Source organism: Tepidiphilus baoligensis, assembly GCF_012911495.1.
Taxonomy (GTDB): Bacteria; Pseudomonadota; Gammaproteobacteria; order Burkholderiales; family Rhodocyclaceae; genus Tepidiphilus; species Tepidiphilus olei.
This window is the reverse complement of the sequence record NZ_JAAAUB010000009.1, coordinates 1-21276: the sequence shown is the minus strand read 5'-3', so window position 1 is coordinate 21276 and position 21276 is coordinate 1. Positions and strand designations below refer to the sequence as shown.

At 64.3% G+C, this 21276-nt stretch carries 25 protein-coding genes; 24 read left to right on the top strand and 1 reads right to left on the bottom strand.

Annotated features, from left to right (window positions below; all coding sequences use genetic code 11):
- The first annotated feature begins 6 nt into the window (after window positions 1-6).
- The 4 genes from fabD to fabF all read left to right on the top strand — a co-directional run bounded on the left by fabD (window position 7) and on the right by fabF (window position 3313).
- A complete protein-coding gene (fabD, locus tag GV368_RS07185) occupies window positions 7-951 on the top strand; it encodes an ACP S-malonyltransferase (protein WP_169116040.1) in 945 nt (314 codons plus the stop codon).
- Between the two features lie 21 nt (window positions 952-972).
- The gene (gene fabG, locus GV368_RS07180) at window positions 973-1725 is read left to right on the top strand and encodes a 3-oxoacyl-ACP reductase FabG (RefSeq protein ID WP_169116086.1); all 753 of its coding nucleotides are present in this window, start codon (window positions 973-975) and stop codon (window positions 1723-1725) included.
- An 82-nt stretch (window positions 1726-1807) separates the two neighbouring features.
- Complete coding sequence (gene acpP, locus GV368_RS07175) at window positions 1808-2047, top strand: acyl carrier protein (RefSeq protein ID WP_142805092.1); 240 nt, start codon at window positions 1808-1810, stop codon at window positions 2045-2047.
- A 27-nt stretch (window positions 2048-2074) separates the two neighbouring features.
- A complete protein-coding gene (gene fabF, locus GV368_RS07170; protein WP_142805093.1) occupies window positions 2075-3313 on the top strand; it encodes a beta-ketoacyl-ACP synthase II in 1239 nt (412 codons plus the stop codon).
- A 367-nt stretch (window positions 3314-3680) separates the two neighbouring features.
- Here fabF and nadB read toward each other — a convergent pair whose 3' ends face one another.
- On the bottom strand, window positions 3681-5291 hold the full coding sequence (gene nadB / locus GV368_RS07165; protein ID WP_169116039.1) for an L-aspartate oxidase: 1611 nt from the start codon (window positions 5289-5291) through the stop codon (window positions 3681-3683).
- A gap of 141 nt (window positions 5292-5432) precedes the next feature.
- Between nadB and rpoE the strand changes: the two genes are divergently transcribed.
- The 20 genes from rpoE (at window position 5433) to dnaB (ending at window position 20996) form a co-directional block, all read left to right on the top strand.
- Window positions 5433-6035 (top strand): RNA polymerase sigma factor RpoE, encoded by a 603-nt coding sequence (rpoE, locus tag GV368_RS07160; RefSeq protein ID WP_142805095.1) that lies wholly within the window; start codon window positions 5433-5435, stop codon window positions 6033-6035.
- 9 nt (window positions 6036-6044) lie between these two features.
- Window positions 6045-6599, top strand: a complete 555-nt coding sequence (locus tag GV368_RS07155) for a sigma-E factor negative regulatory protein (RefSeq protein ID WP_169116038.1) — start codon at window positions 6045-6047, stop codon at window positions 6597-6599.
- Window positions 6599-7570 (top strand): MucB/RseB C-terminal domain-containing protein, encoded by a 972-nt coding sequence (locus GV368_RS07150; protein ID WP_169116037.1) that lies wholly within the window; start codon window positions 6599-6601, stop codon window positions 7568-7570. The genes GV368_RS07155 and GV368_RS07150 overlap by 1 nt, the downstream gene beginning before the upstream one ends.
- Before the next feature lie 3 nt (window positions 7571-7573).
- Window positions 7574-7831, top strand: coding sequence for a glutaredoxin family protein (locus tag GV368_RS07145; RefSeq protein WP_142811738.1), 258 nt, complete (start codon window positions 7574-7576; stop codon window positions 7829-7831).
- A gap of 58 nt (window positions 7832-7889) precedes the next feature.
- Window positions 7890-9683, top strand: a complete 1794-nt coding sequence (gene lepA, locus GV368_RS07140; RefSeq protein WP_169116036.1) for a translation elongation factor 4 — start codon at window positions 7890-7892, stop codon at window positions 9681-9683.
- A gap of 33 nt (window positions 9684-9716) precedes the next feature.
- The gene (gene lepB, locus GV368_RS07135) at window positions 9717-10505 is read left to right on the top strand and encodes a signal peptidase I (protein WP_169116035.1); all 789 of its coding nucleotides are present in this window, start codon (window positions 9717-9719) and stop codon (window positions 10503-10505) included.
- A gap of 14 nt (window positions 10506-10519) precedes the next feature.
- Window positions 10520-10897, top strand: coding sequence for a DUF4845 domain-containing protein (locus GV368_RS07130; RefSeq protein WP_169116034.1), 378 nt, complete (start codon window positions 10520-10522; stop codon window positions 10895-10897).
- Entirely contained in the window at window positions 10894-11580 is a 687-nt protein-coding gene (rnc, locus tag GV368_RS07125; protein ID WP_169116033.1) for a ribonuclease III, read from the top strand. Before GV368_RS07130 ends, rnc begins: the two co-directional genes overlap by 4 nt.
- An 18-nt stretch (window positions 11581-11598) precedes the next feature.
- A complete protein-coding gene (era, locus tag GV368_RS07120; protein ID WP_169116032.1) occupies window positions 11599-12504 on the top strand; it encodes a GTPase Era in 906 nt (301 codons plus the stop codon).
- Between the two features lie 6 nt (window positions 12505-12510).
- Window positions 12511-13212: a DNA repair protein RecO gene (gene recO / locus GV368_RS07115; RefSeq protein WP_142805104.1), complete on the top strand. Its 702-nt coding sequence runs from the start codon at window positions 12511-12513 to the stop codon at window positions 13210-13212.
- Window positions 13209-13958 carry a pyridoxine 5'-phosphate synthase gene (locus tag GV368_RS07110; RefSeq protein WP_169116031.1) on the top strand — a complete coding sequence of 250 codons (750 nt, stop codon included), beginning with the start codon at window positions 13209-13211 and terminating at the stop codon, window positions 13956-13958. The genes recO and GV368_RS07110 overlap by 4 nt, the downstream gene beginning before the upstream one ends.
- The gene (gene acpS, locus GV368_RS07105; protein WP_169116030.1) at window positions 13955-14362 is read left to right on the top strand and encodes a holo-ACP synthase; all 408 of its coding nucleotides are present in this window, start codon (window positions 13955-13957) and stop codon (window positions 14360-14362) included. Before GV368_RS07110 ends, acpS begins: the two co-directional genes overlap by 4 nt.
- 14 nt (window positions 14363-14376) lie before the next feature.
- Window positions 14377-15444 carry a beta-N-acetylhexosaminidase gene (nagZ, locus tag GV368_RS07100; RefSeq protein WP_169116029.1) on the top strand — a complete coding sequence of 356 codons (1068 nt, stop codon included), beginning with the start codon at window positions 14377-14379 and terminating at the stop codon, window positions 15442-15444.
- A gap of 12 nt (window positions 15445-15456) precedes the next feature.
- Complete coding sequence (gene uvrC / locus GV368_RS07095; protein ID WP_169116028.1) at window positions 15457-17256, top strand: excinuclease ABC subunit UvrC; 1800 nt, start codon at window positions 15457-15459, stop codon at window positions 17254-17256.
- A 31-nt stretch (window positions 17257-17287) separates the two neighbouring features.
- Complete coding sequence (gene pgsA, locus GV368_RS07090; RefSeq protein WP_169116085.1) at window positions 17288-17860, top strand: CDP-diacylglycerol--glycerol-3-phosphate 3-phosphatidyltransferase; 573 nt, start codon at window positions 17288-17290, stop codon at window positions 17858-17860.
- A gap of 237 nt (window positions 17861-18097) precedes the next feature.
- On the top strand, window positions 18098-18481 hold the full coding sequence (gene rpsF / locus GV368_RS07085) for a 30S ribosomal protein S6 (protein WP_169116027.1): 384 nt from the start codon (window positions 18098-18100) through the stop codon (window positions 18479-18481).
- A gap of 27 nt (window positions 18482-18508) precedes the next feature.
- A complete protein-coding gene (gene priB / locus GV368_RS07080) occupies window positions 18509-18808 on the top strand; it encodes a primosomal replication protein N (protein ID WP_142805111.1) in 300 nt (99 codons plus the stop codon).
- On the top strand, window positions 18801-19049 hold the full coding sequence (gene rpsR / locus GV368_RS07075) for a 30S ribosomal protein S18 (RefSeq protein WP_142805112.1): 249 nt from the start codon (window positions 18801-18803) through the stop codon (window positions 19047-19049). The genes priB and rpsR overlap by 8 nt, the downstream gene beginning before the upstream one ends.
- A gap of 13 nt (window positions 19050-19062) precedes the next feature.
- Window positions 19063-19512, top strand: coding sequence for a 50S ribosomal protein L9 (rplI, locus tag GV368_RS07070; RefSeq protein ID WP_142805113.1), 450 nt, complete (start codon window positions 19063-19065; stop codon window positions 19510-19512).
- A gap of 110 nt (window positions 19513-19622) precedes the next feature.
- Window positions 19623-20996, top strand: coding sequence for a replicative DNA helicase (dnaB, locus tag GV368_RS07065; protein WP_142805114.1), 1374 nt, complete (start codon window positions 19623-19625; stop codon window positions 20994-20996).
- The last annotated feature ends 280 nt before the right edge of the window (window positions 20997-21276 follow it).

Here is a 21276-nt window from a genome sequence, read left to right as displayed (position 1 = left end):
AGGATCATGCGTTTCATGTTCGTGTTTCCCGGTCAGGGGTCGCAGTCCGTCGGCATGATGGCTCCTTATGAGGGGCTGCCGACCATCCGTGAGACCTTCGCCGAGGCGAGCGACATCCTCGGCGAGGATCTGTGGGAGATGGTTCAGTCCGGCCCGGCCGAACGGCTCGCCCTCACGGTCAATACCCAGCCGCTGATGCTCACGGCGGGCGTGGCCGTGTGGCGCGCCTGGCGCGCCCTGGGTGGCCCCGAACCGGCGCTCCTGGCGGGGCACAGCCTGGGAGAATATACGGCATTGGTGGCCGCCGAAAGTCTGTCGTTCGCCGACGCGCTGCCCCTGGTGCGATTGCGCGCCCAGGCGATGCAGGAAGCGGTTCCGGCCGGCGTCGGCGCCATGGCTGCGGTGATGGGGCTCGACGTGGCGGCGCTGGAATCCGTCTGTCGCCAGGCCGCTGCCGAGACGGGGGGCATCGTCGCCCCAGCCAATCTCAATGCTCCGGGGCAGATCGTCATCGCCGGGCACAAGGAGGCGGTCGAACGCGCCGCGGCGCTCGCCAAAGAAGCCGGAGCCAAGCGCGCCGTGCCGCTGCCGGTGAGCGCTCCTTTTCACTGCGAGTTGATGAAACCGGCCGCCGAGCGGCTTGCCGAGCGTCTCGCCGCCATCGTGCCGCGCCCGCCGCGTATTCCCGTGCTGCACAACGTCGATGTCGCCGAACACCGCGACCCGGAGGAGATACGCCGTGCCCTCGTCGAGCAGGCCTGGCGCCCCGTGCGCTGGATCGAGACGATCGAAGAGGCGGCGCATCGCGGCATCACACACGTCCATGAATGCGGGCCCGGCAAGGTGCTCGCCGCGCTCACCAAGCGCATCGTCAAGGACCTCGAGGGTGGGGCGCTCGCCGACGCGGCGAGCCTGCATGCGGCGCTCGAGGCGCTCGACATCAAGGGCTGACAAGGAAGAGGGGAAGACATGATCCAGTTTCGCCTCGACGGCCAGACGGCCGTCGTCACGGGAGCCTCCCGCGGCATCGGCCGAGCCACCGCACTCGCCCTGGGGCAAGCGGGGGCCAAGGTGATCGGTACGGCGACCACCGACGAGGGGGCTGCCGCCATCGCCGAAGCGCTGCGCGCCGAGGGTATCGCCGGCGAGGGGATGCGGCTCGACGTCACCGACGCGGCTGCGGCCACGGCCTTCATCGGTGCCGTCGAACAGCGCCACGGCCCCATCGCCGTGTTGGTGAACAACGCCGGCATCACCCGCGACAATCTCGCTCTGCGCATGAAGGACGAGGAATGGGACGCCGTGCTCGACACCAATCTCAAGGCGACTTTCCGCCTATGCAAGCTCGTGCTCAAGGGGATGATGAAGGCGCGCTACGGCCGCATCGTCAACCTCACCTCCGTGGTGGCGCATTCGGGCAACCCCGGTCAGGCCAATTACGCCGCGGCGAAAGCGGGCGTGGCCGGCATGAGCCGCTCGCTCGCGCTCGAACTGGGTAGCCGTGGCATCACGGTAAATTGTATCGCCCCCGGTTTCATCGACACCGACATGACCCGGGCGCTCGGCGACGAGTCCCGCGATGCCCTGGCCGGTCGCATCGCCCTGGGTCGGTTCGGTTCGCCGGAAGAAGTGGCCGCGGCAGTGCTCTTTCTCGCCTCGCCGGCGGCTTCTTACGTCACCGGCGTCACACTGCACGTCAATGGCGGCATGTACTTGGCGGCCTGACGTGTAACGAACCATTGCAAACTTCCCAACTTTGGTAGAATAATCCCGTTTTTTCCACATCCCGTTCAAGGAGTTTCCTGAAATGGAAAACATCGAGCAGCGTGTCAAGAAAATCGTCGCCGAGCAGTTGGGCGTCAATGAAGCCGAAATCAAGAATGAATCCTCCTTCGTCGAGGATCTCGGCGCAGATTCACTTGACACCGTCGAACTGGTGATGGCGTTGGAAGAAGAGTTCGAATGCGAGATTCCGGACGAAGACGCCGAAAAGATCACCACGGTGCAGCAGGCCATCGACTACATCACCAACCACGCCAAGAAATAATCCCCTTTTTCGACTACGGAGCCAACCTTGACCCGTCGCAGAGTCGTCGTCACCGGGATGGGTATCGTCTCCCCGGTGGGTAATACCGTCGAAGAAGCTTGGGCCAACGTCGTTGCCGGGCGCTCCGGCATCGTTCCCATCAGTCGTTTCGACGCCTCCGGTTTTCCGGTGCGCATCGCCGGCGAGGTCAAGGGATTCGACGTGGAGGCCTATATCCCGAAGAAAGAGGCGCGCCGTATGGACGTCTTCATCCACTACGGGATGGCGGCCGGCATCCAGGCCATGCGTGATTCGGGGCTCGAAATCACCGAAGAGAATGCCGAGCGCGTAGGTATCAACATCGGCTCCGGCATCGGCGGTCTGCCGATGATCGAAGAGACGCATGGCGAATTCCTCAAAACCGGTCCGCGTCGGATCTCCCCCTTCTTCATTCCTGCCACCATCATCAACATGATCGCCGGACATCTGTCGATTCACTTCGGCATCAAGGGGCCGTGTCTGGCGATGGTGACCGCCTGCAGTACCGCTACGCACTGCATCGGCGAGGCGGCGCGCATGATTCAATACGGCGACGTCGACGTGATGATCGCCGGCGGAGCCGAATCGACGGTAACGCCGCTGGCGATCGGCGGGTTCGCTTCGGCGAAGGCGCTGTCCACGCGCAACGAAGAGCCCGAACGTGCGAGCCGCCCCTGGGACAAAGACCGCGACGGGTTCGTGCTCGGCGAGGGGGCCGGGGTCCTGGTGCTCGAGGAATACGAGCACGCCAAGGCCCGCGGTGCACGCATCTACGCCGAGGTGGGGGGCTATGGCATGAGCGCCGATGCCTTCCACATGACGGCGCCGTGCGAGGATGGCGATGGGGCCATGCGCTGCATGCGCAACGCCCTCAAAGACGCGCGCATGGCACCCGACGAGATCGACTACATCAATGCCCACGGCACCTCCACGCCGCTGGGCGACGTGGCCGAGACGGTGGCGGTGAAGCGAACATTCGGCGAGCATGCACGGCAGCTGGTGGTGAGCTCGACCAAGTCGATGACCGGGCATCTGCTGGGCGCAGCCGGTGGGGTCGAGGCCGTGTTTACCGTGCTCGCGCTGCATCACCAGGTCGTGCCGCCCACGATCAATCTCGAAGAGCCCGGCGAGGGGTGCGACCTGGACTACTGCCCAAACGTCGCCCGTCCCACCCGCATCCGTGCGGCGCTGTCCAATTCCTTCGGCTTCGGCGGCACCAACGGCACGCTGCTCTTCAAGCGGATGTGAATGATATATGGATGGCGGCCCGATGAAGCCATGCCGGCTCGTCGTGCCGCTACCGAGGTTCGCGATTTTTCTGGCGCTCACCCTGGGTACGGCGAGCGTTTTCCTCTCCGTCCTCTACTTTCGCTGGCCGGTAACGCTCATGATCGGTGCGGCTCTCGGTATCTCTGTTCGGCAGCTGTTTCGCCGCCCGTCGGCGAGAGGCATGCTTTGGTTGTGGCCCGGTTGGAGCCTCTCCTTTGCCGAAGGCAAGGACCTCCGTCATCGCACACGCATGCACCGCTTCGGCCCCTGGGTATTGCTGCAGGCGCGGCCGAGGCGTGGCGGCCGCGTTGCCACTTGTCTCGTCGAGCTCCCCGCTTTGCCCGAGTCAGATCGTTGGGCCTTGGCCTACTGGTGCGCCACTGGTCGGCCGCCGCGGTCGCAGGATGGTGTTACGGACGACCGGTAGGGTCTCGGGATAATCCTTGGTGTAATGCAAGCCGCGGCTCTCCTTGCGCCTGAGGGCGCAGCGCACGATGAGCTCGGCCACGGTCACCAGGTTGCGCAGTTCGATGAGGTCGTTGCTGACACGAAAGTTCGCATAGTACTCGGCGATCTCGCGCTCGAGCAGCCGGATGCGGTGCATCGCCCGCTGCAGGCGTTTGGTGGTGCGCACGATCCCGACGTAGTCCCACATGAAGCGGCGCAGTTCGTCCCAGTTGTGCGCGATCACCACTTCCTCGTCGGCGTCGGTCACACGGCTCTCGTCCCAGTCCGGCAACGGCAGGGGGGCACGTGGAGGTTGCGCCAGCATGTCTTGCACCGCGGCTTCCCCGAAGACGAGGCATTCGAGCAGGGAATTGCTCGCCAGGCGATTCGCGCCGTGCAGCCCCGTGCAGGTCGATTCGCCCACCGCGTACAGGTGCGGGAGGTCGGTGCGGGAGGAAAGGTCGACCTTGACACCGCCACAGGTATAGTGCGCCGCCGGCACCACCGGGATCGGCTGTTTGGTGATGTCGATTCCCAGTTCCAGGCAGCGCGCGTAGATGTTGGGGAAATGGCTGCGGATCCAGTCCGGATCTTTGTGCGTGATGTCGAGGTAGACGCACTCGATGCCGAGCCGCTTCATCTCATAGTCGATGGCTCGCGCCACGATGTCACGCGGCGCGAGCTCGGCGCGCGGGTCGTGTTTCGGCATGAATCGCTCGCCATTGGGTAGCCGCAGGATGCCGCCCTCGCCGCGCACCGCCTCGCTGATGAGGAAGGACTTGGCGTGGGGATGGTAGAGGCAGGTGGGATGGAACTGGATGAATTCCATGTTCGCCACGCGGCAGCCGGCGCGCCAGGCCATGGCGATGCCATCGCCCGTGGCGGTGTCCGGGTTGGTTGAATAGAGGTAGACCTTGCCCGCACCGCCGGTGGCGAGCACCGTGTGCGCGGCCGAGAAGGTGCGCACGTGTCCGGCCTGCCGGTCGAAGACGTAAGCGCCGAGGCAACCCAGTTCGGGTCGACCGAGCTTCGCGCCGGTGATGAGATCGATCGCGATGTGCTGCTCGAACACCTGGATGTTGGGATGAGCTTTCACCTTTTCGGTGAGCGTTTGCTGGACGGCGGCACCGGTGGCATCCGCCGCGTGGATGATGCGCCGCTGCGAGTGTCCTCCCTCGCGAGTGAGATGGTACTGGCCGCGCTCGTCGCGCGAGAACGGCACGCCTTGGGCGATCAGCCAGTCGATGGCCTGCTTGCCGCGTTCGACCACGAAGCGCACGGCTTTCGGGTCGCACAGGCCCGCGCCGGCCACGAGAGTGTCACGAACGTGGGCTTCGATGCTGTCGGCATCGTCGAGTACTGCGGCGATGCCGCCTTGGGCGTAGGCGCTGGCGCTCTCCATCAAGGTGCGCTTGGTGATGAGCGCGACTTTTCGCTGGTCGGCGAGCTTGAGCGCCACGCTCTGTCCGGCCAGGCCGCTGCCGAGGATGAGGACGTCGAAGTGTTCCATCGAGGAAGAAAGGAAGGGGAGAGATGAAAAGGTTATCACAAGGGAGGAACCAAATCCCTGCTCCGTGGGTCGATTTTCGCGAGGATTGGGGAAGCGGGTCGGTATAATGAACCTCCGACAGGAACGTCAGGCTCGCTTCCTATGACCAACCGTGAGATCGATCAGCAGCTCGTAGCGCGTGTGCGCCAAGGCGATCAGAACGCCTTCGGGTTGCTCGTGTCGAAATATCAGCGCAAAGTGCAGCGGTTGTTGTCGCGCCTGGTGCGCGACCCGGCGGAGGTGGAAGACTTGACTCAGGAGACCTTCATCAAGGCCTATCGGGCGCTCGATTCGTTTCGCGGCGACAGTGCGTTCTATACCTGGCTCTATCGCATTGCCATCAATACCGCGAAGAATCACTTGATGGCCTCCAATCGTCGCCCTTCCGCGAGCGCCACCGTCCATCAGACGGAGGAGGGAGAGCAGTGGGATGAACTCGATCTGCTCAGTGACAGCGAGACGCCGGAGAATTTGCTCCTTACCCAGGAGATCGCCCAGACGGTGGAAGAGACGATCCAGTCCTTGCCCGAAGAGCTGCGCACGGCAATCACGCTACGCGAGCTCGAAGGGCTGAGCTACGAAGAAATCGCCCAAGTGATGGGCTGCCCGATCGGCACCGTGCGTTCGCGAATCTTCCGTGCGCGCGAGGCGATCGCGCAACGTTTGCGGCCGCTGCTCGATACGGCCCCCGATCGACGTTGGTAGGAAACGACGATGATGCGCGACACGAAAACGACTCCAGAAGCGCTGTCGGCCTTGGTGGATGGTGAGCTCGACGACGCGGACACCGCTTCGTGGGTGCAACGGCTCACGAACGACCCGGCCATGGCTCAGCGCTGGCTAGCCTATCACCTCATAGGAGAGGCTCTGCGGGGGGAACTCCCCGGACCTCGCCAGCGTGACTTATGCTCGGTGATCCTGAGACGGATCGCGCTCGAACCAAGCCCCGTGACGCGCGTCGGGCTCGAGCGCGACGTACGCGTCGTGGCCAACGAACCGAAAATACACTGGTTTGCCACCGCGGCCGCAGCGGCGCTCGTCCTTGCCGTCGGCTGGGGGCTGTGGCAAACGCCTCGCGAGGACGCAGGCAACGCGAACGCCATGCGTTTGGCGGAGGCGGAAATTGCTGCGCCCTCGAATTCGGGTTCTCTCCCTCAAACGCCGGACGAGCAGATTTATTGGATCGCTTACGGCAATGCTCATGGTCCCGCGGGTGTCGGCGGACTTCGCTATGCCCGGGTGATGGCGCAGCAGCAAGGGGGGCGTTGATGCGCTTCGCGGCAAAAGTGCGGTTCATGGTCTGTCTCCTCGTGGCATGGGCCTCGGCGCTGGCGAGTGCCTCGGAAGACGTCCTTCGCTTGCTCGAGCGCTCCCTATCTCCGCCGGACATCGATTATCACGGTACGGTGGTGCTGCAGATCGGCGATCGGGTGCAAACGCTTCGCGTGACTCATATGAACAAGGAGGGAAAGCGGGTCGAGTGGGTCGAGGTGCTCGAGGGCGAACCCCGTGAAACCGTCCGTATCGGTGAGGAGGTGCGCTGCTTTTTGCCCGAGGAGAAATTGGTATTGATGGATCGGGCTGCGGGCGGATCCGGGGTGCCTTACCATCCGCGCGGCTCCGTGGGTCGCATCGAGGCATCCTACCAGATCGAACCGCTCGGCGAGGGCCGTGAGGCGGGACGTGAGGTGGTCGGGATACGGTTCGTGCCACGCGACGCCTTGCGGTTCGGTCAGGAATGGTGGATCGACAAAGAAAGTGGGATCGTGTTGAAGCGAACGATCTGGGACGAGGCGCCGGTTCGGGTACTGGAGACGCAGTTTTTTTCCGATTTCCGCGTGACGGGCCTTCCTGATGTCGCGCAGGTACGACGGAAATTCGGCGCTCATGAAGATTGGCAGCGTATCGATCTGCGTGGCAGGCGAATCGAGGCCGCCGATACAGGCTGGGCGTTCACCGTCATGCCTGCAGGGTTCGAGCTCGAGGCCGTCTTCCAGCGGCGAGGGCCATCGGGTAAGACGATCACTCAGTGGCAGATCGGGGATGGCCTGGCGAGCGTCTCCGTGTTCTTCGAGCCGTGGGACGGGGACGAAATCGGGGAGAAGACCGACGATTTTGGCGCCACGAAGGTGGTGCGCCGGCGGGAGCCGGGCGCGCTGCGTACCGCGATGGGTGAAGTGCCCGACGTGACCCTGCGCGCTTTGCTCGATGCGATGGTACGACACCAGGGAGCGCAGTGAGCGATGTCCCAGGAGCGTGTCCTATGGGTCTTGTCGCGCCCGGGGTGCCATTTGTGCGATGACATGGTGGAGGAACTCATGCCCATCGCACGACACTATGGTTTTACCGTGGTCAAACGCGACGTCGATGCGGATCCGGCCTGGCGTCAACGCTATGGCCGGGCGATTCCGGTCGTCCTGCATGGGAGCGTGGAAATCTGTCGCCATCGCTGCGATGCAGCAAGCGTTCATGACTATTTGAGCCGTTTTCCGTTAGAATGATCGGGATGAATCTTTCGTACCGCTCTCCACTGCCCCGCGGGGCTTTTTTTGTGTGCCGATGAAAAACATACGCAACTTCTCGATCATCGCCCACATCGACCACGGCAAGTCTACGCTCGCCGATCGGCTCATCCAGTATTGCGGCGGCCTGTCCGATCGCGAGATGGAGGATCGCGTGCTCGACTCCATGGATCTCGAGCGCGAGCGCGGCATCACCATCAAGGCGCAGACCGCTACGCTCATGTACCGAGCGCGCGACGGCCAGACCTACGAGCTCAACCTCATCGACACGCCGGGACACGTCGATTTCTCCTACGAGGTGAGCCGCTCGCTATCCGCTTGCGAGGGGGCGCTCCTCGTGGTCGATGCCTCCCAAGGGGTGGAGGCGCAGACGGTGGCCAACTGCTACACAGCGATCGAGCTCGGTGTCGAGGTGGTGCCGGTGCTCAACAAGATCGACCTGCCGCAGGCCGACCCCGAGCGCGCGCGCGCCGAGATCGAAGACGTCATCGGCGTGGATGCGAGCGAAGCCGTGCTCTGTTCGGCCAAAACGGGTCTGGGAATCGAGGAGGTGCTCGAAGCCGTGGTGCGCCGGGTACCGCCTCCGCGTGGAAATCCTGAGGCGCCCACCCGCGCGCTCATCATCGATTCCTGGTTCGACAACTACGTCGGCGTCGTCATGCTGGTGCGGGTGGTCGATGGGCGACTCGCTCGCGGCGAGCGCATCCGGCTGATGTCGACCGGGGCCGAGTACGCGATCGAGCGGCTCGGCGTCTTCACGCCGCGCTCGCTCGAACGCGATGCGCTCGAGTGCGGTGAAGTGGGTTTCGTCGTCGCCGGCATCAAGGAGCTGCGTGCGGCCAAGGTCGGCGACACGATCACGACGCTGCCTCGCGTCGCCGCCGAGCCGCTGCCCGGCTTTCGCGAGATCAAGCCGCAGGTCTTCGCCGGCCTCTATCCCGTGGAATCGAGCGAATATGATTCCCTGCGCGAGGCGCTCGAAAAGCTCAAGTTGAACGACGCGGCGCTGCAGTTCGAGCCCGAGACCTCGCAGGCGCTGGGATTCGGTTTCCGCTGCGGCTTTCTCGGGCTTCTGCACATGGACATCGTGCAGGAGCGGCTCGAGCGCGAGTTCGGCCAGAACCTCATCACCACGGCGCCTTCGGTCGTCTATGAAGTGGTGCTGCGCTCGGGCGAGGTGCAGCGCATCGAAAATCCCTCGCGTCTGCCCGATCCGAGCAAGATCGAGGAGATCCGCGAACCCATCATCACGGCGCACATCTTCGTGCCGCAGGACTACCTTGGCCCCGTGCTCACGCTGTGCAACCAGAAGCGCGGCGTGCAGGTCGACCTGCGCTACCACGGTCGGCAGGTCCACGCGATCTTCGAGCTGCCGATGAACGAAGTGGTGATGGACTTCTTCGACCGGCTGAAGTCCGTGTCGCGCGGCTATGCCTCGCTCGACTACGAATTCAAGGAATACCGCCCTGCCGATCTCGTCAAGCTCGACGTCCTCGTCAATGGTGAGAAAGTCGATGCGCTCTCGGTGATCGTGCACCGCGCCAGCGCTCAGCGACGCGGCCGTGAGCTCGTCGAGAAACTGCGCAGCCTCATCCCGCGGCAGATGTTCGACGTGCCGCTGCAGGCGGCCATTGGCTCGCACATCATCGCGCGCGAGACGATCAAGGCGTTGCGCAAGAACGTGCTCGCCAAGTGCTATGGCGGCGACATTTCGCGCAAGAAGAAACTCCTCGAAAAGCAGAAGGCCGGCAAGAAACGCATGAAGCAGGTCGGTAACGTCGAGATCCCGCAGGAGGCCTTCCTCGCGGTGCTGCGTACCGACGAAGCCTGACCGGCCTCGCCGCACTCTCCAAGGCAGGGAAACATGAATTTCGCGCTGATCCTCTTCCTGCTCACGCTCGCCACGGGCGTGCTCTGGGCGCTCGATCGTTGGGTGGCGAGCAAACGCCGCCCCGAGGGAGCCCCGGCACCCTGGTGGGTCGAATACGGGGCGAGCTTTTTCCCGGTGATCCTCGCCGTCTTCGTGCTGCGCTCCTTCGTGGTCGAACCGTTCAAGATTCCTTCGGGGTCGATGATCCCGACGCTGCTGGTGGGCGACTTCATCCTCGTCGACAAGTTCTCCTATGGCATTCGCTTGCCCTTGGTGAACCACGTCATCATCCCCGTGGGAGAACCCCGGCGTGGGGATGTCATGGTGTTTCGCTATCCGGTCGACCCGTCAGTCGATTACATCAAGCGAGTCGTCGGTTTGCCTGGGGATTACGTCGAGTATCTTGACAAAAAGCTGCGCATCAACGGCGTGCCGGTGCGCTACGAGCCTTTACCGGACTATTTTCATGCCGATCGGCTGTATTATTCCACCCGCTGGCGCGAATATCTAGGGGAGCGCCCGCACGAGATCCTCGTCGACGACATCGCTCCACCGTTCGTTACGCAACGGCTCGAATTCCCCCATGCCGACCGTTGCGAGTACAATCGTCGGGGGGTGCGCTGCTCGGTACCGCCTGGACACTACTTCGTCATGGGCGATAATCGGGATGGCAGCAGTGACAGCCGAGTATGGGGGTTCGTGCCTGAGGAGAACATCGTCGGCAGGGCCTTCTTCATCTGGCTGAATTTTTCCGACCTCTCGCGTATTGGTCGAATCCAATGAAACAAGGAGGGCGTATGGGCACGGCGCTGGTACGTCGGCAGCAAGGGGTCAGTTTGCTGGGTGTGATCTTCTGGGGGGTGCTCGTCGGCATCGTCCTGATCCTCGCGCTGCGCATCGTCCCCGTTTATACCGAATACGCCGCAATCAAACGGGCGCTCGCTGAGATTGCCCAGCGCGCAGATCCGCAGACGCCCCCGTCTCAGCTGCGCACCGAGTTCGGAAAGTTCGCTACCATCGACGGCTTTACTTCGGTGGATGGCCGTGACCTCGTCATCACCCGCGAGGAGGGGCGCACGAAGATCGAGGTACGCTATCAGCGGCTCGTTCCTCTCGTAGCCAACGTCAGCCTCGCCTTCGATTTCGAGATCGCTGCCGCGACAGGGGCGCCATGAGCGAGCGTGAGGAAAAGTGGACGGCGCTGCAAGCGCGTCTCGGTCATCGCTTTCATGCACAAGATCTGCTCTTCACCGCCCTCAGACACCGCAGCGCGGGTGAAGGACACAACGAGCGTCTGGAATTTCTCGGCGATGCCGCGCTCGACTTGGCGGTGGCCGAGCTCCTTTATCGCCGCCATCCCGACGAACCCGAGGGGGTGCTCTCGCGCGCCCGCGCGAGCCTCGTGCGCCAAGAGACTTTGGCCGCGGCGGCCTTGCGCCTGGGGCTCGACGAGTATCTCGTCATCGGCGAGGGAGAGCGGCGCGCCGGTGGTAACCGTCGCCCTTCACTGCTGGCTGACGCGCTCGAGGCCATCGTTGGCGCGGTGCTGCTCGACGGCGGCTATGAGGCGGCACGCGAGCTGGTGGCGCGCATCCTCGAACCGGAACTCGCCGCGCTCGGCCCACTCGAACGCCTCAAAGATCCCAAGACCCGTCTGCAGGAATGGCTGCAAGGTCGGCATCATCCCGTGCCGCGCTACGAGATCGTCAGCGTCAGCGGCCCGGCGCACGCGCAGCACTTCAAGGTGCGGGCGCAGGCCGAGGCGATCGGGCTCTCTGCCGAAGGCGAAGGGCCGAGCCGCCGAGCCGCCGAGCAAGACGCCGCTACCAAAATCCTGGCGCAGTTGGGAGAGACCTGAACCATTTCCAGAGCCCCGATGAACGATACTTCCTCTGCTTCCCCCTTTCGCACCGGCTATGCCGCCATCGTCGGTCGCCCCAACGTCGGCAAGTCCACTCTCACGAACCGCCTCGTCGGCCACAAGGTGAGCATCGTCTCGCGCAAACAGCAGACGACGCGCCACCGCGTCCACGGCATCCTCACCACGGACCGGGCGCAGTTCGTCTTCGTCGACACGCCCGGATTCCAGACGCGGCACAAGCGGGCCCTCAACCGCTTGATGAACCGCACCGTCACCCAGGCGCTCTCCGAGGTCGACGTCATCGTCTTCGTGATCGAAGCCTGCCGTTTCACGGGCGAAGATGCCCAGGTGATGGCGCTGCTGCCGGAAAACGTGCCGGTGGTGCTCGTCATCAACAAGGTCGACCGCCTCAAAGACAAGAAACTGCTGTTGCCTTTCATTGCCGAGATGGCGCAGCGCCGGCCTTTCGCCGAGATCGTGCCTCTGTCGGCAGAAAAAGACGAGCACACCGACGAGCTCCTGCGCGCCCTCGAACCCTATCTGCCCGAGGGAGAGCCGATCTACGACCCCGACATGATCACCGATCGCAGCGAACGCTTCCTCGCCGCCGAATATCTGCGGGAGAAAGTTTTCCGCCTCGTCGGCGACGAGCTGCCCTATGGCATCGCCGTGGAGATCGAGCGCTACGAAGTCGAAGGCAACTTGCGCCGCATCTACGCCGCGGTGATCGTCGAGCGTGAACCGCACAAGGCGATCGTGATCGGCCGCGGCGGCGAGCGCATCAAGCGCATCGCCACCGAGGCGCGCCAGGAGCTGGAGAATCTGCTGGAGGCGCGCGTCTATCTCGAAGTCTGGGTCAAGGTGCGCAGTGGCTGGGCCGATGACGAACAGGCGCTGCGCTCGCTGGGTTACGACGGCTGAGGGCGCATGGCGCGGCGGCAACGGGTCGAGGCCGAGCCCGCCTACGTCTTGCACGCGCGTCCCTGGCGCGAGACGAGCCTGCTGCTCGAGGTGCTCACGCTCGAACACGGGCGCTTGGCGCTGGTCGCCAAGGGCGCGCGCCGCCCTGGTTCCCAGCTGCGCTCCGTGCTGCTCACGTTCCAACCGCTCGTGCTCGGCTGGAGCGGGGCGGGCGAAGTGCGTACCCTCACGCGGGCCGACTGGGCCGGCGGGGTGCCCCTGCCGCAGGGCAGGGCGCTGTGGTGCGGGTATTATCTCAACGAACTGGTGCTGCGGCTGCTCGCGCGCGAAGATCCCCACCGCGAGGTCTTCCTCGCCTACGATGCGGCGGTGCGTGCGCTCGCTGCGGGGGAGGCGCTCGCGCCGGTGTTGCGCCGCTTCGAACTCGCCTTCCTCGCCGCGCTCGGCTATGGCCTGGATTGGCCGCACACCGTGGCCGGGCGCTATCGCTTCGAGCCGCACCGAGGGTTGGTACCGCTCATGGAAGGTGAATCGGCTCCGGGCGAGGTGGTGCTGAGCGCCCAGACACTGGAAGATCTGCGCGCCGGATGCTGGAGCCGGCCGGCGACGCTCGCCGAAGTGCGTGCGCTCACACGCCGGCTCATCGACCATGCCCTTGACGGGCAGGAATTGCAGGCACGACGCATGTTACGGGAGCTGCTCGAATGATCGAACTCGGAGTGAACATCGACCACGTCGCCACGCTGCGCCAGGCGCGCCGCACTTACGAACCCGACCCCGTATGGGCGGCGGTGGAGGCGCATCTGGGTGGGGCCGATGGCATCACCGTCCATCTGCGCGAGGATCGCCGTCACATCCAGGATGGCGATGTCCGCCGGCTGCGCGAGCTCACGCACATCAAACTCAACCTCGAGATGGCTCCCACCGACGAGATGGTGGCGATCGCCTGCGCCCTGAAACCGGAAATGGCCATGCTGGTTCCCGAGGGGCGCCAGGAGATCACCACCGAAGGGGGGCTGGACATCGTGCGCGACGAGGCCCGCTTGCAGGGTGTCGTCTCCCGTTTGCGCGATGCCGGCATCGTCGTCAGCGTCTTTCTCGACGCCGATCCTCGTCAGGTCGAGGCGGCGAGCCGCATCGGCGCCGAAGTCTGCGAGGTGCACACCGGCCCCTACGCCCACGCGTTTCATGCCGCCGGGCGTGATCTGGCACACTCCGCCGTGCAGGCCGAACTCGACAAGGTACGCCGGGCGGGGGAGGCGATCGTGGGGCTGGGCATGCGCTTCAATGCGGGGCATGCCCTCAATTACTACAACGTTCAGCCGGTGGCGGCCCTGCCCGGCGTGCGGGAACTGCACATCGGTCATGCCATCGTCAGCCGTGCCGTCTTCACCGGCCTGCGCGAGGCCGTGCGCGAAATGAAGCGGCTGATGCGCGAGGCCTGCGCCCGATGATCGTGGGCGTGGGCACGGACCTCGTACGTATCGAGCGTCTGGCTGCCGCGCTCGCGCGCCATGGTTCGCGCTTCGCCGAACGCATCCTCGCTCCGGCCGAACGGGAAGAATTTTTTCGTGCGGCCATGCCGGAGCGCTTGCTCGCCAAGCGCTTTGCCGCTAAAGAGGCTTTCGCCAAGGCCTGGGGCACGGGGCTGGGGGCGTCGCTCGGCTGGCAGGAATTGTGGGTGGCGCACGATGCCCGCGGGCGTCCCTTCTTCGCCTTCGCCGAGTCCCTTGCGGCGAGGCTCGCCGCGGCCGACCTGAGGGCGCACTTGAGCCTTGCCGACGAGCGCGAGTACGCCGTCGCCTTCGTCGTGCTCGAGCGTAGCGAGGGCGAATCGCCGACTTTCCCCCCTGCCTGACAAGCCCCTGTCCCATGAATATTGCCGCATCCTCTTTGCCTCCCGGCCCCTTGATGATCGATCTCGCCGGTCTCGAACCGAGCCCGGAGGAGCTGCGCCGTCTCGCCCATCCGGCCGTGGGCGGTGTCATTCTCTTTGCCCGCAACTATCGCGATTCGGCCCAGCTCGCCGCCTTGGTCCAGGCGATACGTTCCGCCCGCCCGGGGCCATTGGTCATCGCCGTCGATCAGGAAGGCGGGTGCGTGCAGCGCTTCCGCGGCGATGGCTTCACCCCGGTCGCCCCCATGCGCCGGCTCGGCGATGAGTACGAACGCGACCCCGAGCAGGCGGTGGCGCTCGCCTACGACGTCGGGCTCGTCATCGGCGCGGAACTCGCCGCGCACGGCATCGATCTCACTTTTGCCCCTGTGCTCGACGTCGAGGCAGGAGTGAGCGCGGTGATCGGTGACCGCGCCTTCAGCGACGATGCCGGCGTGGTCGCGCGGCTCGCCCAGGCGCTGGTGGCGGGGCTCGCCATGATGGGGGTGCGCGCCGTCGGCAAACATTTTCCCGGTCACGGCGCGGTGGCCGCCGACTCGCACGAGACGCTGCCGGTCGATTCCCGCCCTTTCGAGGCGATCTGGCAGCGCGACCTCGTGCCCTATCGTCATCGCCTGTTGCGCTCGCTGGCCGGCGTCATGCCGGCGCACGTGCGCTATGAACGCTGTGCCTCCGAACCGGCGGGATTTTCCGCCTTCTGGCTCGGGGAAGTGCTGCGCGCTCGGCTGGGTTTCCGCGGGGCCGTGCTCTCCGACGATCTCGGCATGGCGGGGGCCGGAGCCGCGGGGGACGATCCTCGTGCGCGCGTCGCGGCGGCGTTGTCGGCCGGTTGCGACCTGGCGCTCGTATGCAATCGCCCCGACTGGGTGGAGCGCCTGCTCGAGGAAGCGTGGCCGGAGGAGACGGCAGACGTCATCGCGCGCCGCACGGGGCTTCTCGGCTCGCCGCGCATTCCCGATCCGTTCGAGCTCGAGCTCTTCGAGCCTTACCTGCAGGCGCGCGAACGCGTGCGCGACTGGTCGCAGCGCAATGTCTGGTTTTGATCCGTTCCTGCCATGAGTTTCGACGCTTCGGCTTTTCTGCAGACGGTGCCCGAATCGCCCGGCGTCTATCGCATGATCGGCGCCGACGAGACCGTGCTCTACGTCGGCAAGGCGAAGAACTTGCGCCGACGCCTGGCGAGCTACTTCCGTGCCCGGCTGCCGAGCCCGCGCATCGCCCTGATGGTGCGCCAGATCGAACGCGTCGACATTTCGCTGGTGCGCTCCGAGGCCGAAGCGCTCATCCTCGAGAATCACCTCATCAAAACGCTGTCGCCGCGCTACAACATCCTCTTTCGCGACGACAAATCCTATCCCTACATCCGGCTCACCGGCGGCGACTTCCCCGCCATTCAGACCTACCGTGGCGCGCTGCACAAGGGAGAACGGTACTTCGGGCCTTATCCGAACGGCTGGGCGGCGCGCGAGAGCATTCAGCTCGTGCAAAAACTCTTCGAGCTGCGCACCTGCGCCGACTCGGTATTCCGCAACCGTTCGCGCCCCTGTCTGCTGCACCAGATTCATCGCTGCACCGCGCCCTGCGTCGGCAAAGTGAGCGTAGAGGAATACCGGCAACAGGTCGAGATGGCCGCGCGCTTTCTCTCCGGCAAATCGACCGAGGTGATCGAGACGCTCACCGCGGCGATGAACGCCGCGAGCGAGCGCCTCGACTTCGAAGAGGCCGCCCGCCTGCGGGACCGCCTCCGCGCCCTGCAATCGGTGCTGCACCAGCAGGCCGTCGACAGTCGCCGCGACGAGGACGTCGACATCCTCGTCGTCATCGCCGAAGGCGGGCTCGTCTGCGTGAACCTCGCCATGGTGCGCGGCGGGCGGCATCTCGGCGACCGCCCCCTCTTTCCGCAGCAGGCCGAAGGAGCCGAGCCGGCCGATGTGCTTCACGCCTTCCTCGAGCAGCACTACCAGGACCGGCCCTGGCCCGATCGCATCCTCACCAATCTTGCCTCGCCGGAATTGGCCGAGTTCGTAGAGTTCCTTGCCGAACGCCCCATTGCCGTGAGTGCCGGACGCGGTGCCACCGACCGCGCCTGGCTGGAGATGGCCGAAGCGAACGCCCGGGTGGCGATCGCAGCGCGCTTGCGCGGCGGTGAGCGTGCCCGCACCCAGCTGCAGGAATTGGCCGCGGCGCTCGACCTGCCCGAGCCGCCGCGGCGCATCGAATGCTTCGACATCAGCCACACCATGGGCGAAGCCACCGTGGCCTCCTGCGTCGTCTGGGAGGGGGAGGGGATGAACCCCTCGCAATACCGGCGCTATCACATCGAAGGCATCACGCCGGGCGACGACTATGCCGCCATGCGCCAGGTGCTCACCCGCCGTTATGAGCGGGTCGCCGAGGGCGAGGCGCCGCGCCCGGATCTCGTGCTCATCGACGGCGGCAAGGGGCAGCTCGAGGTCGCCGCCCGGGTGCTCGACGAACTCGGGCTCGAACTGCCGCTCGTGGGCGTGGCCAAGGGTGAAGCGCGCAAACCCGGCCTCGAGACCCTCGTCTTCGCCGACGGACGGGCGCCCCTGCAGCTGCCGCCGTCTTCGCCGGCGCTGCATCTCATCCAGACCGTGCGCGACGAGGCGCACCGCTTCGCCATCACCGGCCACCGCGCCCGCCGCGCGAAATCGCGCACCGGTTCCCGCCTCGAGGATATCCCTGGCATCGGCCCCAAACGGCGCAAGGCGCTGCTCGCAGCCTTCGGCGGGCTCGACGGAGTGAAGGAAGCCACGGTCGAAGACCTATGCCGCGTGCCCGGCATCGACCGGCGGCTCGCCCAAACCCTCTATAATGCGCTGCATGACCAGTGACGGCAGAAGAGACGCGAAGGGACAGGACACGATGCGCTGGAACATTCCCAATCTGATCACCTGGGGGCGCATTGCCCTTATCCCCGTCTTCGTCCTACTCTTCTATCTTCCCCAAGGCTGGCTGCGCCCTGAAGTCGTCGATCTGTGGGCTACGATCATCTTTACCGCGGCAGCGATCACTGACTGGCTCGACGGCTTCCTCGCTCGCCGGCTCGGACAGCAGTCGCGTTTTGGTGCCTTCCTCGATCCGGTGGCCGACAAGCTGATGGTCGCCGCCGCCCTCATCGTGCTCGTCGATCTGGGGCGGGCGCATGCCTTGGCTGCCCTCATCATCATCGGGCGCGAGATCACCATCTCGGCCTTGCGCGAATGGATGGCCGAACTCGGCAACCGCGGCTCGGTGGCCGTTGCCTTCATCGGCAAGCTCAAGACCACCGTCCAGCTCATCGCCATCCCCGTGCTCCTCTACTGGAGCCCCTTGCCGCACTTCGACACTCCCTTCTGGGGGCAGGCGATGCTGTGGCTGGCGGCTTTGCTCACTATCGTCTCCATGATTTATTACCTGCGCCGCGCTTGGCCGCTGTTGCGCGAAGGCATGACTTGAGGGACTGGCGAACGATTGCCATGCTCAGGGCTCGCTGGCAGGCTCTGGTCGCGAACGGCATCTTCGCCCCTGCGCAGGGCGCATTCCCCCCTTCAACCACAAACGACGTTTGCTCGAGTAATCCTTACGCCCTTTGCGTTCGCTAGACATTGTCCAAGTATTTTGCTATATTGAACATTTCCCTTGCCTCACCGGAACGCATGTCGGGAGGCTGCTCGTCAACCATAAGGAGTCTACATGCGACATTACGAAATCGTCTTCATCGTCCATCCGGACCAGTCCGAGCAAGTTCCGGCCATGGTCGAGCGCTATCGCAACCTCATCACCGGCCGTGGCGGCAAGATCCATCGCCTCGAAGACTGGGGTCGTCGCCAGCTCGCCTATTCCATTCAGAAAGTGCACAAGGCACACTACGTGCTGATGAACATCGAATGTGACGGCGAGACCCTCGAAGAGCTCGAAACGGCTTTCAGATTCAACGATGCCGTGTTGCGTCACCTCACCGTGCGCATGGAAAAGGCGATCACCGAGCCCTCTCCGATGATGAAGGACGAGAAGTCTCGCTCCCTGCTGGAAACCCCGGCAGCCGAGCCCGCCGCCGAATCCAGCTCGGCAGTCTGAGTTTTTGCCCGATCGGTGTGCAACCGTGTGGAACTCGAGGGCGTGCTGATCTCTAGTCGTGGCCTGCGTTACACGCCAGCGGGCATCCCGGTTTTCGAGGGCGTGCTTGCCCATCGTTCGACGCAGACCGAAGCCGGCGCCGAGCGCCGCATCGAGTTCGAGGTCGGCATCAAATCCCTCGGTGAATGCGGGCTTCGGCTGGCCGAGCTGCCGCTGGGCGCCGTGATCCACTGTACGGGTTTCCTGGCTGCACGGACGCTAAAGAGCCGCACGCCGATCCTACACATCACCGAATTACGACACATGGAAGGAAAAGAACATGGCTAGACCAGAACGGGGCGGACGCGGATTCTCCCGCCGCCGCAAATATTGCCGTTTCACGGCCGAAGGCATCGAACAGATCGACTACAAAGACGTCGAGCTGCTCAAAGACTTCATCACCGAAGTCGCCAAGATCGTGCCCGCGCGCATCACTGGCACCAGCGCCCGCTATCAGCGCCAGCTTGCCACCGCCATCAAGCGTGCCCGTTTCCTGGCGCTGTTGCCTTACACCGACCAGCACGAGTGAGCGGAGGCCAGACATGCAAGTCATTCTGATGGAGAAGGTCACCAACCTCGGCAACCTCGGCGACATCGTCAAGGTCAAAGACGGCTACGCGCGCAACTACCTCATTCCCCAAAAGAAAGCCAAGCGCGCCACGCCCGAGAACATCGCCGAATTCGAACGCCGTCGTGCGGAACTCGAGCGTCAGCAGGCAGAGAAACTCGCTGCCGCCCAAGCGCTCGCCACTCGTCTCGAAGGGATCACGGTACAAATCACCCGCAAGGCCGGTGAGGATGGGCGTCTCTTTGGCTCGGTGACCAACATCGACATCGCTGAAGGGCTGGAAGCCCTGGGTTACGATATTCCCCGCGCCCAGATTCTCATGCCCCAAGGCCCGATCAAGAGCGTCGGCGAGACCGAGATCGAGATCGCGCTGCACACCGACGTGCGCGTCATCATCAAGGTCTCGGTGCTCGGCGAGCACTGATCCTCCTCCCCGTTCGCACCCAACGACGAGCGCCGCACCTCCGGGTCCGGCGCTCGTCTTTTTTCGGCGCTAGAATAGCCCTTCACCTTGCGTAGCGAGACTTTGGTTCCATGTCCGACGAACTCATGTTCACCCCTTCCTCCGCCTTCAAGCTGCCGCCTCATTCGCTCGAAGCCGAACAGGCGCTGCTCGGCGGCTTGCTCCTCGACAATACCGCTTGGGAGCGAGTCGCTGATCTCGTCGGGCCTGACGACTTCTATCGCGACGAACACAAACGCATTTTCCGTCACGTCAGCCGACTCCTCGAACAGGGGCGTCCCGCCGACGTGGTCACCGTTCATGAATCTCTGGAAAAGAGTGGAGAAGCCGAAGCCGCGGGCGGTCTTGCCTACCTTGCCGAGCTCGCCAACCAGACCCCTTCGGCCGCCAATGCTCGACGCTATGGCGAAATCATCCGCGAGCGCGCCATCCTGCGCAAACTCATAGCCGTCGCCGACGAGATTGCCGCTTCCGCCCTCAGTCCCATGGGGCGCGACGCCAAGTCTTTGCTCGATGAAGCCGAATCCAAGATCTTCGAGATCGCCGAGGCGGGGGCCCGCAGTATCACTGGATTCATTCCCATTGGTCAGGCGCTCAAACTCGTGGTCGATCGTGTCCAGGAACTCTATGACCGCGAAGACCCCAGTGAAGTCACCGGTATTCCCACGGGCTATATCGATCTCGACGAGAAAACCTCAGGACTACAACCCTCCGATCTGATCATTCTCGCCGGTCGCCCGGCCATGGGAAAAACGACGCTCGCGCTCAACATCGCCGAGCACGTCGCTCTCCATCAACGCTTACCGGTGGCCGTTTTTTCCATGGAAATGCCCAGCACCCAGCTTGCCACGCGTTTTCTTGCTTCACTCGGGCGCATCGACATGCAAAACCTGCGTCGAGGACGTCTGTCCGACGATGATTGGCAGCGCTTGACCGCAGCCATGGGTAAACTCTACGAGGCCCCCATCTTCATCGACGAGACTCCCGCCTTGAATCCCATCGATCTGCGCGCCCGCGCTCGACGTCTGGCGCGGCAGTGCGGCAAACTCGGACTCATCGTCGTCGATTATCTGCAGCTGATGACCGGTACGCGGGAGAGCGACAACCGCGCCACGGAGCTCTCCGAAATCTCCCGGTCGGTGAAATCGCTCGCCAAGGAACTCAACGTACCGATCATCGCCCTGTCGCAGCTCAACCGCAGTCTCGAGCAGCGGCCGAACAAGCGGCCGGTCATGTCGGATCTGCGCGAATCCGGCGCGATCGAGCAAGATGCTGATATCATCATGTTCATCTACCGTGACGAGGTCTATAACCCCGATACCCCCGACAAGGGCGTGGCCGAGATCATCATCGCCAAGCATCGTAACGGCCCAACCGGTACCATTCGCCTCAGCTTCTTCGGTGAGCACACCCGTTTCGAAAGCTTCGCCTCTACCTCGTTCTGATGAAGTCGACTCGCAGATCGGCGTGCGGCTAGAGCGCCGCGACTAACCTGCGTCGCGGCTGCATGTCGGGTCGTCCGGCGCTCTGATGCTCTCCTATCCATTTGATATGTCACGCATTCCGTGTTCCTTGAATCTTGACCCGCAGCCGCTGGTGACGGCATTTCGAGTCGCCCTTATGAGTTCGATCAAAATTTCTTGTTTGCACTCATCGCTGCCATTGCCTAGAATGCGCCTCTCTCCTGCTGCGGCCCCGGTGTCGTGTGGCCGAAGTGGGGGGTGT